Origin of the sequence: Roseburia sp. AM59-24XD, from assembly GCF_003478445.1 — a bacterium.
Lineage (GTDB): Bacteria > Bacillota > Clostridia > Lachnospirales > Lachnospiraceae > Jutongia.
Window position 1 is genome coordinate 70,332 of record NZ_QUET01000004.1, and the last position, 14,831, is coordinate 85,162.

Sequence of the window (14,831 nt, forward strand, 5' to 3'; positions counted from 1 at the left end):
CCTATCGTGATTAGATCAGATCGATGATATCGACATTCTCTCCGGTAATACCAACCTGAGCACCGTCAGCAGCCTCGGTTGAGTCAGGATGTGCGATGAGCCATTTGTTTCTTGCCCAGAGATACTTGTCGTTATCATTGACAACGGAGATCTCAGGAGCATCCTCGTTGGTTCCCTTCGGAAGAACGATAACAACACGGAAGCCCTCGCCCTTCCTGGCACTGCAAGGTGCATAGTGAAGTGTGGTTGCGTAAAGCTCTACGCCGGTTCCCTTCGGGCACAGGAATGCCTCCGTCTTAGAGGAATCAATCTTGCCGTCAATAATGTCCTGCTGTCTTGCAACAAGAAGGATCGCATCGTCAGCAGCAATATCGATCTCGCTGTCTCTGTGATACTCGAAGCAGTTTAATTTTGTGTTGGTTCCGTTGCAGTAACCGATCTCGATCGGCATACCACCGTAGCAGTTATCGCGAAGCTGTGCGTAAGCAGGGGTATCCTCAAGCTCTGCGACCGATGGAACATATACAACACTGTCTGCCGGCTTCGGCGTATTGGCCTCCAGACGCTCCAGAAGCAGGGAGTAATCGTAACTGTCAACAACTCGTCCGTATGTACGGAATGCATCATCAAATACTGATTGGATCTTCATATTAGTGTCCTCCATTTCTATGCCTCAAAGGCAGTTATACATCGTAAGAACAGTATAGCATACTTTTGGAAAATGGGGAATGCTTCTGGCAGAAGTTTGGTATTGCCATATGGGTACGATAAATATATAATAAAGTAGAGTATCTGAAAAAACTGATACTACAGCAGTAGAATGAATAGGGGGGAGTGTGAAAACTCATATGAAAATTGCATTAGGACAATTAAATATGGCGTGGGAGGACAAGGAATTGTCCCTGCAAAAGGTGCGGAAGCTGACGGCTCAGGCAGCAGCCGGTGAGGCAGATCTGATCGTGTTTCCGGAAATGTCATTGACCGGCTTTTCGATGGATATTGACCGGATCGGAGAGGATCCGGATCAGCCGGAGTCGGTGGAACGGATGGGAAGGATTGCCGGAGAGTATCATATCGCCATTGGCTTTGGATGGGCGGCACTTCCGGAAGCCGGACAGACAAAGGGGACAAACCGGTTTACCGTACTGGACGCAGAGGGGAAGGTGCTTGGAGAGTACAGTAAGCTGCATCCGTTCCGGTATGGGGGCGAAACTGATATTTATCAGGGTGGCGACCGTCTTGTTACTGTCCCGTTTATGGGACACACGATAGGTCTGTTTGTGTGTTATGATCTGCGGTTTCCAGAGATTTTTGAGCTGGTATCGGAGCAGGCGGATGTGATGCTTGTAATCGCAGACTGGCCGGCTTCGAGAGCGGATCACTGGCTGACACTGTTAAAGGCGCGGGCAATTGAGAATCAGTCTTACATGGCGGGGGTCAATTGCACCGGAAGGCTGAACGGGCTGGATTACAGCGGAGACAGTGCGGTGTTTGATCCGTTGGGGAATCTGCTTGGCACGCTGCACGGACAGGAGGGCATCGTAATCTGTGAGATCGGTCATGATGTACAGGCACTGCGGCAGAAGTTTCAGATGAAACAGGACAGAAGAAACGAATTTTATATACAGGAATATCAAAAATAAGGAAGGTACATTAATTATGAGCAAATACGAAATGGCGGTAAGAGTTTCACAGGTGCAGAGTCTGGTTGAGGAAAGAAAGTACCGGAAGGCGGCGGCCGTTCTCTCGACAATCGATGTGCGTCAGGTTAAATCACAGACAGAGCTGCAGACCTTTGCGGAGGTCTATGTGAAGACAGAGCAGTTTGAGGCGGCGAAGGCAATTTATCTGCGTATTTATAAGCGCAATCACAATAAAAAGGTGCTGTATCGTCTGATCTATCTTGCCATCCGGACCAACAATCTGGATGAGGCGGAGCGTTTTTATGAGGAGTTTCAGGATCTGAACCACAGTGAGCAGGAGAGTCTTATTCTTCGTTATCGGATCGACAAGGCAAAGGGAGCACCGTTTAACCGCCTGATCGAACACTGGAGCGGTTGAAGGAAGAGGATTATGTCGAGGAGTGGGCATATGAGCTTGCAAAGCTGTATCAGCGTGCCGGACGCGAGGAGGAGTGCCGCAGAGAGTGTGAGGACATCAAGCTCTGGTTTGGCGAGGGTGAGATCGTGGAGCGTGCACAGGCATTGCTTGATTATCTGGATGAGGATGAATCTATTTACTATGAAGATAGAGACTATACGGTAGCCCTTCCTGAGGAGCCGAACCCGGATGATACCGGTTCACTGCCGGATCTGGGACCGGAGCTTATGAAGCAGGAAATCGAGAAAATGAAAAAGAAAAAGAGAGAGGAAAGACTTCGCGAACTTCCGGAAGAGGAGCCGGAGGATGAAGAGTTTGTCGATGATTACGAGGATGAGGACGAAGAGGATGAGCTTTTAGTTTCGCCGGAGGAAATCACCCAGAAGGCAAAGGGCGGTTTTCATCTGCTGCGTGGACTCTGGAAACGCGGCAGCAAGGACAAAGAGGAGGATACTCAGGACGAAGAGGAGGAAGAGGATGCTCAGGAAGCAACTTATCCGGAGGGGATGGAGCCTATAGAGGAAGATACTGCTCAGGTAATGCCGGAGGATGAGATGGCAGCTTCGGAGGAAGAGTCTGAAGCGGTTCAGACTGATGAGATGGATCAGTGGAAGCCGGAGGAAAATAAGGCAGAGACGGAGGAGCAACAGAATACGGCTAAACCGATGAGCCGGGAGATGAAGAATACATTGGCGGCAGCAGTGGAAAATGTTCTGGCAGAGCAGGCGGCAGCGAGTGAAGAACCGGAGAAGCCTGAGAAACCGTCGCAGTCGGGTCTTGGCATCACGCAGGATCTGGCAAAAGAGATCACGGCAATCTTTGAGGCGGAGAAGAGAGAGCAGTTAAAGGAAAAGGCAGTGTCAGTCATGGATAATGCGACCGGAAAGATCAGCGATGTGCCGAACCTTGCTTCCGATGTACTGGGCCGCATGACACAGGCGGTTCAGAGTAAGGTTGGGAAAACATATATTCCGATGGACATAGCGGAGCCACAGGAGGAAGCGGAAGAAGAGATGCAGACTCTGCAGGAAGAGCAGACGGTATCATTGCCGGAGGACGGCGAGATACAGCGTCCGGTCGGAATGGAGGAGATCATTGCATCCGGCGTGCTTCCGGTGAAGGAGGATGATGTTACGATGATAGAGCTGGATCAGATCATGCCGGAGCCGGATATTCCGGAGCTTCGTCAGGTGATGCCGGAGGACAGCCCGGAACTTGGCAATCTGCCGGAGCTGGAGGAGAGTGAGCTGCCAACGACAAGAGCACTGCATCATTCCTTCAATGATATTCTGACCCTGATCGCCGGAGAGCTGGAGCCGAAGCATTTTGTATTGATCGGTGAAGGTGAGGAGAAAATCCTTGGAATCACGAAAAAGATTGTTCGCGTGAATCACGACAAGGGCTTTTTGTCCACAAGCCAGATCGCAAGGATCAGTTCCACACAGTTAAATCAGATGGATCTGCTGCGGGTCTGCAACCAGATCAAGGGTAACTGTCTGCTGATTGACAATGCATCAGAGCTTGCATTTACGACGATCACAAAGATATTTGCCGTGATGGATGCATTCCGCGGTGACTTTATTGTAGTGCTGGCGGATGACGGTAATACACTGGATGAGCTTTTCCGTGTAGCACCGGCACTGGCAAGACGATTTGAGTATGTAATTGATATCGCACAGTATAGTGAGGAGGATTATCAGTAGAATGGCAGGAGAAGAAATACATGTAATCGGTCATATTAATCCGGATACGGATTCCGTCTGCTCGGCGATCGCATATGCCGATCTGAAGCGGCAGGTGACAGGTCGGTCTTATATTGCAAAGAGAGCAGGGCAGATCAACGCAGAGACGCGCTTTGTGCTGCAGAAGTTTCATGTGCCGGAGCCGGACTATTTAAGTGATGTCCGGACACAGGTTTTTGATATTGATGTGGTACAGGTGCCGGGAGTTGGCAGCGATATTTCCCTGAAAAAGGCATGGGAGATCATGAAGGAAGGTACACTGGCGACGCTGCCAGTCGTACAGCAGGACGGCATGCTTGAAGGTCTGATCACGATCGAGGATATCGCAAAATCCTACATGGATGTGTATGACAGCCGCGTTATCGCAAAGGCACAGACGCCGTTTCGTAATCTGATCGAGACTCTGGAGGGCGAGATGATCGCGGGGGATCCGGATGAGATCATTTCCTCCGGTAAATGTCTGATCGCCGCAGCAAATCCGGATCTGATGGAAAATTATATCGAGAAGGACGATATTGTGATACTGGGTAACCGCTACGAATCACAGCTTTGTGCGATCGAAATGGATGCCAAATGTATTATTGTCTGCGATGGTGCGCTCGTATCCTTTACGATCAAGAAGCTGGCAGAGAGCAAGGGCTGCTTCATTATTAAGACACCGTATGATACTTATACCGCAACGCGTCTGGTCAATCAGAGTATGCCGATCCGTTATTTTATGAAGGCAAAGGATCTGATCACATTCCGGCGCAACGATTACATTGATGATATCCGAGAGACAATGGCACAGAAGAGATACCGTGATTTTCCGATCATGGATCTGAATGGCAGATATTATGGCATGATCTCCAGACGAAGCCTGTTGGGTGCCCGCAAGAAGCAGCTTGTGCTTGTGGATCATAACGAGATTGCCCAGGCAGTGGACGGTCTGGATGAAGCAGAGGTGCTGGAGATCATCGATCATCACCGTATCGGTGGGCTGGAGACGATGAATCCGGTATATTTCCGTAACCAGCCGCTCGGCTGTACGGCGACGATCGTTTATCAGCTTTATCGGGAGCAGAATGCTACGATCGACAAGCAGATCGCAGGTCTCCTCTGCTCGGCAATCTTATCGGACACATTGATCCTTCGTTCGCCGACCTGCACGGAGACGGACAAGAAGGCAGCCTACGCACTCGCGGAGATTGCAGGGATCGATCCGGAGAAATATGCCGAGGAAATGTTTGCGGCAGGCAGCAATTTGTCATCGCGCACGCCGGAGGAGATATTCTATCAGGATTTCAAGAAATTCGTGGTGGACGAGGTTTCCTTCGGAGTAGGACAGATCAACTCCATGACGCAGAAGGATCTGGATGATGTGAGGGCGCGACTGATTCCGTATATGGAGAAGGCACTCACTTCGCATGCGATTCCGATGCTGTTCTTTATGCTGACCAATATTCCGCAGGGAACGACCGAGCTTTTGTGTGCCGGCAACGGAGCCCAGGAGCTTGCCAGAAAGGCATTTCATCTTTCCGGGGATGAGGATGCGATCATTCTGAAGAATACCGTATCCCGTAAAAAGCAGCTGATCCCGGCACTGATGCAGGCGATTCAGCAGGGATAGCAAATATGATGCAAAGGGCAAAAAGTCTTTTGCATCCAACATCATAAATATAAGAAAATTGACAGAAATTTGACATAAAATGGAAATAAACTAATGCTAAAATATGACTGCCGGATTGCGGAAATTGCATGGCGGTGGAGCAATCCGTGACATCATTTTTAGGGGACAAAGACATTTTGATCCCAATATTATTACATCGCAAAAGGGGGAAAGAACGCGATATGCAGCTAAGGGGAAAATCAGAACACAGAAGAGGGAACACCAAGACAAGGATCATGGCAGTCGTCATGGCTGTCGCAATGCTTTCGGTACAGCTGTTTAGTGCAGCACCGGTCAACAAGGCTTCTGCCGAGGGGGATACGGCAGACCTCGTATTATGTTTACGACCGATCTGCACGGACAGGTTGTCGATGTGGACTATTCCAAGGGAACACTGTTTCCGAAGGGAGGTCTTTCCAAGGCGGCAACATTAATTAACCAAGCGAAGAGTGAGGTGCCGGATGGCAACACGCTCTTATTTGATCTGGGAGATGTCATGTATGACTACACGACAGATTATATTTATGAGCATGATCAGTCAGAGACACAGCCGATCTACAAGGCAATGGCATCGTTAAACTATGATGCGATCATTCTCGGCAATCATGACTATGAGTACACACTGCCATACATACAGAAGCAGTACGAGACAAGTGGTCTTAAGGACAAGGTCATCGCCTCTAATATTACAGATGCCGTGACCGGAAAGCATGTTTTCAATGAGAATAAGATCATTGAAAAGACATTAAAGACAAAGGCAGGAGCCAGTGTGACAGTCAAGGTCGGAGTGATCGGGGAGTCGATCCCGATACTTTCCAAGAAGCGTTGTGACTATACCGGTGTGTTAAATGGAGAGGATATGGTTGCCAATGTAAAGAAGGAGACCAAGATCTTAAAGGATGCCGGAGCAGATATCGTTGTGGTACTGGCGCATTCCGGCGTGGGAAGTGAGCAGCCGGCACTGATGGATGAGAATGTCGGATATGCACTGACACAGATCGATGGTGTGGATGCGGTGCTGTGTGGTCATAAGCATTCCAATTTCTGTGCGGATGGCACAACACATTATGATACTTATCCGGGGGTGGATACGAAGACAGGTCTGGTCAACGGCAAGAACCTTGTTATGGTCGCAAACAGCGGTCAGGGTATCGGAGTGATCGATCTCGGCGTATCAGCCGGCAAGAGAATCGTGACCAGAAAGTCACAGATCAAAAAGACACAGATCAATACGGGGATCAATCAGACGATCGCAGCATACATGGACAAGTGGGGCGCCGTTTTCGGGGCAGACAGCACAGAGATCCTGGCTGAGCTGAAATCTTCCGCAAGATGGCAGAACTACTTTGGCACGGTTGAGGACAGCAGTCCGATCCAGCTTCTCAATGATATGGCGATCTCTTATGGCCTGGAATATCAGAACAATGACAATACAGAATGCAAGGGACTTCCGGTTGTTGCCGCATCACGTTATTCAAGATACGGTGCGGGCAGTGGACTGGATTATTATGATATTAAGGACAATTTTACCAGTGCGGATCTTTATCAGCTGATGAACTACAGGATTCAGCTCTGGCGTTACAAGGTGACAGGGGCACAGCTTAAGGAATGGCTGGAGTGGGCAGCGAGTGCTTACGAAACAGCGGGGAGCAACGTTATCACGACCGGTTCTGCAATTTCAAGCCCGTCACCTTCGCCGGCAGCAACAGCGACACCGTCGGCGACTTCGGTAGCAGATCCATCCGGGCAGCCACAGGATTCTGTTCTGACACAGTCTGCCAATAAGGGGATTTCCCAGACGAGTGACCTGTTAGCCGGCATTATCAATTACAAAGGAAGCAAGCCGTTGCAGTATTCGCTGCAGGAGCTGTATCTGACAGATCTGAGCCGTTTCTATGTGATGGACGGTGTGGAATATACGATCGATACGAAAGTGGCACCGCGTTATAACTACGATGGCAAGAAGGTCAATGATACCAGACGTGTTACGAACATTACAAGAAACGGGCTGCCGGTAAAGGATACGGATGAGTTTCTTCTGATCGTCAACCGTCTCGATTCGACAAAGGTGCCGGAGCTGTTTACGACACAGGCAATGACCAAGCTCAGTGCCGCAGATACAAGAGCTTACTTTAAGAAGTATATGCAGAAGCAGTCCGAGTGCGGTACACTGGGTAATCTTGAGGATAACAACTGGGATGTGAAGTATTCCGGCCAATATAATTATGTATTAAAGACCGGTTCCGGTGCGAGTGATCTGATCGGGCAGAGATCATGGATCAAGGAGAAGCTCGATTCGTCGGAGGATTTTGACTATTACAGAGCGGAGCTGTCGAAGAAGAGCACACAGGATACCTCCGGTCCGGATCTGAACCTGGCAGCATTAAATGAGATAGAGACAAATCATCCGGTCCGCGTTGCCGTTCAGGCAACAGACCGCTCCGGTATTGCGTCCCTGACCTATCTGCAGGGCAAATACAACGATGCCTCTATCGCATGGAACAGCGCAAAGGCTGTTGAAAACGGGTATATTTCCTGTGATAAGAACAGCATTTATTCGGTTCGTGCTGTCGATGGCAACGGCAATACAACGATCCGTTATATCCGGATCAATAATATCAATGAGGGTGTTCTGGAAGCACCAAAGGTAGACACTTATACAAATCGTAAGGTTTATATCACAGGTACAGCCGAGCCGGTCACAACAATCTATTTTGAGTTGGAGGATTCCACCGTCTACAAGACAACCGTACCGGACAGTGGCGCATTTAAGTATGCTCTGCCACCGCAGAATGCCGGTAAGAAGGTATTTGTCTACGTCAAGGATGATGAGGGACGCTGCAGTGCAAGAACGGTTGTTACGGTAAAGAGAACCGGTCCGAATAAACCGGTTATGGATAAAATGACAACAGCGGTTCGCACGGTTTCCGGTGAGCTTAATGATAAGAATGTATATCCGGTATTTATTCTGGAGAGTAAGAAAACGGTATTTATGCAGGACGACGGAACGGAGGAGCTTTATAAGCAGTCAGATATTTACAACAAGGATTATAAAGTTGAGAAGCTGAATATGAACATTGCCGGTGATGGAAGCTATAATTTCCAGCTTCCGTATCTGCTTACGGCAAAGACAGAGTTCAAGATGCGTACGATCGATGTGGCAAACAGAGTCAGCATGGGAACGAAGCGTGTTGTAAAGCAGACAGTTCCTGCAAAGCCGACCATGCAGACGGTATCTAACAAGTCTACGATGGTCAAGGTATTTTCCGAGGAGAAATGTAAGAGTGCGACGATCACGGTAGGCAAGAAGACCTACACGATTAAGACGAAGAAATACATTTCTTCCAAGAAGATGTACCGCTACCAGAAGAAGATCAAGAAAACCAATTCCGGTGTCAAGGTCAATGCATATGTGACAAACAGCAAGGGTAACAGTCCGGTATTAAAGACAAAGAAAACAGAGGTCGTACCGGATACCCCGAAGACAGATAAGATCAAAGCCGGAGCAAAGAAGATCACAGGTCATGTGGATGTCGTGGGTGATGGCAGTGAGAAGGACGGCGTTACCGTTGATAACACCAGGACGAAGGTATTTGTCATTGTCAACAAAAAGAAATATACCGCATCCATTGATTTCGAGGGTAATTATATCGTGAAGCTTAAGAGTAAGCTTTATTCCGGCAATAAGGTGACGGTTAAGGCGCGCAATAAAAAGGGAATGGGAATTGCTAAGAAATATACCGTCAAATAATCAGAGGTCATGTATTTAGCAAAGGTTTCTGCTACAGAAATGTGGCAGAAACCTTTTTGATTTAAACGAAGGAATATGGTATAATAAATTCGATTATATCTGTAATTGAACAGAGAGTACGGAGAATTAGTGTATAGTGAGGGGACGATATGGAACAAAAGGAAAAACTGATCGGGATCTTTGTGGCCAGAGCGTTCGAGGAAAACAATCTGAATTTTATTCATGCGCTGCATCGCATCGGGAAGAAGCAGGGGTATAACTGGTCATCTTTTCGCTGGATACCTGCGTTGAGAGAAATCTGGAAATGACATCGGCAGAGATGGAATTTTGCGGACTTGCGGCATATCTGCCTCTGGAAGCCTATGTGATACTGGGAGAGACGATCAAGAACCGCGATATGATCGACTGTATAGCGGAGATCGCTGCAAGGCGTAGTATTCCGTGCTTTTGCATGGATCGGGAGGCAGAGGGCTGTTATTTGATCTGCCATAATTATAATTCCGGGTTTGAGCAGATGGTACGCCATGTGATCGAGGAGCATGGTGTCAGACGTGTTAATATGCTGGCTGGTTTTGAGGGGCATGAATTATCCGATGCCAGATTGCAGGTCTTTAAAAAGGTATTACAGGAGAACGGCATTCCTGTGGAGGAAGAGCGGATCGGATATGGTCAGTTCTGGGAGACACCGGCACAGCAGGAGATGGAGCGTTTCCTGCAATCGGAGCTTCCGATGCCGGAGGCAATCATCTGCGCGAATGATGCGATGGCACTTGTGGCGTGCAATGTGCTTGAAAAGGCAGGCTACCGGGTTCCGGAGGATGTCATCGTGACAGGCTTCGACGGTATTAATGATGGTAAGTATTATCTGCCGACGTTATCGACCTGTGTACCGGATTACGATGCGACGGCATGGTTTATTCTGGATAAGGTGCTGGAATGGCGGAAGAGTGGTCGGGTGCGGCCGGAAGCGTTTACCATTAATTATGTGGCAGAGAAGAATCAATCCTGCGGCTGTCAGCCCAAGGATAACGAGAACCGGAATGAGATCATTCGCAGACTGGCATCCTCTCTGGGAGACTGCGCATGGCATACGCATGCAATGAATGAGATGGTGACCGGTGCTTTGCCGTTACAGTCCATGGAGGAGCTGATGCAGATTACTCCGAAGACAGAATATATTCCGAAGCAGTATTTCCGCAATGCGGCGGTGAAGCAGGAGCTATTTCGCGGGAGTATCGGAAAGGATGTGCAGGGATCGATGGTTTCTCTGCTTTGTGGCGGGGGTGGCCGGTATTTTTCTTCCGGGGAAAGCTTTGCGGTGAAGGACTGGTACGTGTCGATCAGCATACCGGATGACCGGTGGGAGATCATGCTTGTGCGTCTGCTAAATGCCGGTAAGACGATCTATGGTTATACCGTGGACGGCTTTAAAGATATTGATCAGAGAGATATGCAGCGCTGTGACGAGTTCAGTATGTTTTTGTCGAACACGATCAATCTTGTATTACAGAACCAGCAGTTAAATATATTAAAGCATAATCTGATGCAGGCGAATAAGGAGCTTGCCAGTCTGTCAGAGTTAGATGCCATGACAGAGCTTTATAACCGCCGGGGCTTTTATAAGCATTTTGCCAGAATGGTGGCAGAGACATCGCGCAAATATGCCGTGCTTGTCTCTGTGGATATGAACCGGCTCAAGTATATCAATGATAATTATGGACATATCGAGGGAGACTTTGCAATCTGTACGCTGGCACATGCCGTACGCGAAATCTGCGGAGATGAGGCTGTCTGTGCCCGGTTTGGCGGAGACGAGTTTGACTGTATTATTTTTGCAGATGATATCGCAGAGCTGACGGAGGAAGATCTTGGCTGCAGACTGCAGCAATGCATCGATGAGACGGAGGGTGTTTCGCAGAAGCCGTATCCGATCACAGCCAGCATCGGTGTGGTTGCCAGAGAGAGAACCGATGAACTGGATGTGGAGCAGATGATCGGTAAGGCAGATACATTGATGTATTCGAACAAGCGTAAAGCCAAAGAAAACAGGAGTTGATACATCCGTATTATGGTATATAATTTATAAAACAAAAAGCAACGCAATTGACAATCAGCCCGTCAGCGTTGCTTTTGTTATTCGTAAGAGATATTTTCTTCTAGTTGTTCTTTAGATTTTTCAGTGCGGTGGAAAGCTTGATAGGATTACCGTAGCGAAGGGTACCCATACGGTAGATCTTGGCAGCAAGCCATCCCGCAGCGATCGTGGATGCGAAAAGGATCACGGCGGAGATTACAATCTCTGATGTGGCGACACTTCCCATGCCGATCCGCACAAACATGGCGGAGTAGGAAGAAAATGGAAGGAAGGAGCAGATTTTCATGATCGTGCTGTCCGGTGTCGGAAGCTGGAACATAACAATAAAGTAAACGATCATGATCAGCATCTGCAGCGTGCCGGCAGATTTGTTGATATCCTCTGTTTTGGAGACAAGTGCGCCCATGGCTCCGTACAGGAATGCATAGAACAGGAAACCGCCGATGCCAAAGATAGCAAAGCCGGCGAGAACGCTGCCCGGTATCTTGAGCAGCATATCCAGTTTATCGCCCCAGTAGGTGTGGTTGACGCTGTAGCCTGCCAGAGCAGCCAGAAGGACAGAGCCGAGCTGTACGATGGCTGCCGTGGCACCGGCAAATACCTTGCCAAACAGAAGGTATTTGGCATCGACACTTGTGACAAGCACCTCGATGGAGCGGTTGCTTTTCTCGACGGTAACAGAGGTGGCAACCATAACACCGTATAAAATGATCATCATGAAGATAACAACAACGAGAGCGTAGCAGTACCAGTAATTATCACCGGCATCCTTGCCGAGAATACGCTCCGTGCAGTTGACCGGAGCATCATAGCCTGCCGAGAAGGAAGCGTAATCCAGATCGTTTTGTTCACAGTAGATCTGCTGATGAACCTGAGAAAGAAAGCTCTCGAAGATCGCCTGATTCTCATCGTACATGTTCCGGTTCAGAACATAATATTCATAGTTCAAATCGTCTTTCACATCAAATCCGGCAGAGATTTTTTCGGATTTGACTGCCTTTTTCAGCTCTTTTTCACTTTTCATTGTGACAATCTCCGTATCGGAAAATGCCTGCTTTAAAATGGACAGGTCCTTAAAAATACCGGTTTCATCCACCAGACCGATGGTGCTGTCCGCTTCGTTGGAGCTGTCAGAGGAGGCACCGCTGTTGTCGGATGTATCGTCACTTGCGGCGCTTCCGTTAGTCGGCTTATCAAGACCGAGCATGTCAGACATATCGATAAAGCGTGGCAGAAAGGTTCCGGCGCATAAAAGAACGATCAGTAAAAGTGTGGTTATGGTAAAGGATTTGTTGTTAATGTAGCTTTTTAATTCAAACCCATATATCGTAAAAAAACGTTTCATAGAATCCTCATTTCCGGCATAAAGCCTTATGTAATATAATCCTGTGCGTTCGTGTTATTCCCATGTTCCGGCATAAAGCCTTAAGGAGCAGATCTCACGCATTCCCCTCATTCTCCGGCTTTCGCTACAAAGATGTCATTTAATGACGGTTTGTATGTCTCAAAATGCTCAATGGTGCAGTCGGAAAGCTCAGACAGTTCGCGTAAAAGTGTCTGGCGGGATACGCCCTCATTTAAGCGGACGATGACATCCTCTTTGGTCTGTCCCGTTATATGGACACTGTCTGCAAGCTTTGTGCGAAGCAGGTCAGCAAAATCCTCCGGAGGCATATCGACAGCGCTCAGAACAAGCTGATCCTTGCCAAAGTCACGCTTGATCGTATCGAGGTGACCGGACAGAACGATCTCTCCATGATTGATGATAACGATATCTTCACAAAATTCCTCGACATAGCTCATCTGGTGGCTGGAGAAAATGACGATCTTGCCGTCGCGGATCAGCTCCTGCACAACATCCTGCAGAATCTGGGAGTTGACAGGATCAAGACCGCTGAAGGGCTCATCTAAGATCACGATCTCCGGATCGCAGACCAGTGTGGAGGCAAGCTGTACCTTCTGCTGATTTCCTTTGGATAAAGTTTCTAACAGTTTATTTTCATATGGAAGAACCTCTAATCGCTCAAGCCAGTGTCTGGCGTTTATAACAGCACTTTTGCGGCTGATGCCGCGCAGCATGGCGAGATAAACCATCTGTTCCAGAATCTTTCGTTTTGGGTATAAGCCTCTTTCCTCCGGGAGATATCCGATCTGAACCTTGCGGGGATCAAACGGTTTACCGTCCAGTGTGATCTCTCCGCTGTTCGCATGGAACACATCCATCAGGATACGGATCGTTGTCGTCTTGCCGGCACCGTTGCGGCCAAGCAGACCGAGCGCCTTACCGCTTTCCACGGAGAAGGAAATGCCCTTCAGGACATTTGTCTCACCAAAGGATTTGGTAATATTTTTCACTTCGAGTTTCATAGAAACCTCCATTCATTTTTGAGAAGCTGCTGCAATCGGTTCCAGGGGAACAACAGCAGTTTCTGTTGAAATATAAAGTCTTAATAACCAGTATAAAAAATATCGGAAGAAATAGCAAGTGCCGTCCGAAACAGCTGAGCCCACCTATGCTAAATAACCGGACATAAGAAATATTATGGGCGAATTACCGTCCTTAGTATGGGAAGTCTTAGGAAGAATAAAATCATGGTTGTAGTGGCGAAAATGAATTTACAATCAATTTACGTTTCATTTACTTGAGGGCGGTAGTGGATTTTACATAGCGTTTTTATAATGAATTTCAGTGAGTGAGAGGGTAAAACAGAAAGGAAGACAGAAATGCTTAAATTAGAACATATCAGCAAATCCTTTGACGGCGTCAATGTACTTAACGACCTGTCACTGGAGGTGGAGGATGGCGAGATCGTTTCGATCCTCGGACCGTCAGGCTGTGGAAAGACAACATTATTAAATCTGATCCTTGGTATTACAAAGGCAGATCAGGGACAGATCATATATCAGGGAAAAGACATAACAGAGATTCCCATGGAAAAACGAGAGTTTAATATTGTATTTCAGGATTATGCATTGTTTCCAAATCTGAATGTATATCAGAATATTGTATACGGACTTCGCAACAAACCGAATATTTCCAAGACGGAGGAGGTTGATGCGATGATCGATCTGTTAGAACTCAGACCACATTTAAAGAAAGGAATCGACCAGCTGTCAGGCGGACAGAAACAGCGAGTGGCACTGGCGAGAACCATGGTCATGAAGCCGAAGATCCTCTTGCTTGACGAGCCGCTTTCCGCACTGGATGGCGTGATCAAGGAGTCGATCAAGAGCAAGATCAAAACGATCTCAAGGCAGTTTCATCTGACGACGATCATTGTTACCCATGATCCGGAGGAGGCGTTGACCTTATCCGACCGGGTGCTGATCATTGAGAAAGGAAAGATCTCACAGTACGATACACCTCTTGGCATTGTGAATGCGCCGGAGAATGAATTTGTGGAGCATTTCATATTAAATCAGTTAATCATCAAGCGGGATAATATTCTGACATTATTTGGAAATGTACCGTTAGAAGCAGGGAAAGCGGTGTAA

Annotated in this window: 11 protein-coding genes; 8 read left to right on the forward strand and 3 right to left on the reverse strand. The window is 48.0% G+C overall.

From position 1 onward, the window contains the following. Positions 1-10 precede the first annotated feature (10 nt). Positions 11-649 (reverse strand): DUF4867 family protein, encoded by a 639-nt coding sequence (locus DXA20_RS02690; RefSeq protein ID WP_022305356.1) that lies wholly within the window; start codon positions 647-649, stop codon positions 11-13. A gap of 199 nt (positions 650-848) precedes the next feature. On the opposite strand from DXA20_RS02690, the gene DXA20_RS02695 reads away from it, so the two are divergent. From DXA20_RS02695 to DXA20_RS02725, 7 genes are all read left to right on the forward strand, one after another. After that, positions 849-1,643 carry a nitrilase-related carbon-nitrogen hydrolase gene (locus tag DXA20_RS02695; protein ID WP_118559201.1) on the forward strand — a complete coding sequence of 265 codons (795 nt, stop codon included), beginning with the start codon at positions 849-851 and terminating at the stop codon, positions 1,641-1,643. Between the two features lie 16 nt (positions 1,644-1,659). Next, positions 1,660-2,061 carry a hypothetical protein gene (locus DXA20_RS02700; protein ID WP_118559202.1) on the forward strand — a complete coding sequence of 134 codons (402 nt, stop codon included), beginning with the start codon at positions 1,660-1,662 and terminating at the stop codon, positions 2,059-2,061. Further along, positions 2,058-3,803 carry a hypothetical protein gene (locus tag DXA20_RS02705; protein WP_118559203.1) on the forward strand — a complete coding sequence of 582 codons (1,746 nt, stop codon included), beginning with the start codon at positions 2,058-2,060 and terminating at the stop codon, positions 3,801-3,803. Before DXA20_RS02700 ends, DXA20_RS02705 begins: the two co-directional genes overlap by 4 nt. 1 nt (position 3,804) lies before the next feature. Then, complete coding sequence (locus DXA20_RS02710; RefSeq protein ID WP_118559204.1) at positions 3,805-5,451, forward strand: putative manganese-dependent inorganic diphosphatase; 1,647 nt, start codon at positions 3,805-3,807, stop codon at positions 5,449-5,451. Between the two features lie 376 nt (positions 5,452-5,827). Continuing rightward, positions 5,828-9,241: a metallophosphoesterase gene (locus DXA20_RS02720; RefSeq protein ID WP_118559206.1), complete on the forward strand. Its 3,414-nt coding sequence runs from the start codon at positions 5,828-5,830 to the stop codon at positions 9,239-9,241. 149 nt (positions 9,242-9,390) lie between these two features. Continuing rightward, positions 9,391-9,549, forward strand: a complete 159-nt coding sequence (locus DXA20_RS16070; RefSeq protein WP_158577104.1) for a hypothetical protein — start codon at positions 9,391-9,393, stop codon at positions 9,547-9,549. Continuing rightward, entirely contained in the window at positions 9,546-11,297 is a 1,752-nt protein-coding gene (locus DXA20_RS02725) for a substrate-binding and GGDEF domain-containing protein (protein ID WP_118559207.1), read from the forward strand. The genes DXA20_RS16070 and DXA20_RS02725 overlap by 4 nt, the downstream gene beginning before the upstream one ends. 100 nt (positions 11,298-11,397) lie before the next feature. On the opposite strand, the gene DXA20_RS02730 is transcribed toward DXA20_RS02725, so the two are convergent. Next, positions 11,398-12,681: an ABC transporter permease gene (locus DXA20_RS02730; protein WP_118559208.1), complete on the reverse strand. Its 1,284-nt coding sequence runs from the start codon at positions 12,679-12,681 to the stop codon at positions 11,398-11,400. A 107-nt stretch (positions 12,682-12,788) separates the two neighbouring features. After that, on the reverse strand, positions 12,789-13,703 hold the full coding sequence (locus DXA20_RS02735) for an ABC transporter ATP-binding protein (protein WP_118559209.1): 915 nt from the start codon (positions 13,701-13,703) through the stop codon (positions 12,789-12,791). Between the two features lie 357 nt (positions 13,704-14,060). On the opposite strand from DXA20_RS02735, the gene DXA20_RS02740 reads away from it, so the two are divergent. Further along, entirely contained in the window at positions 14,061-14,831 is a 771-nt protein-coding gene (locus tag DXA20_RS02740; protein ID WP_022305740.1) for an ABC transporter ATP-binding protein, read from the forward strand.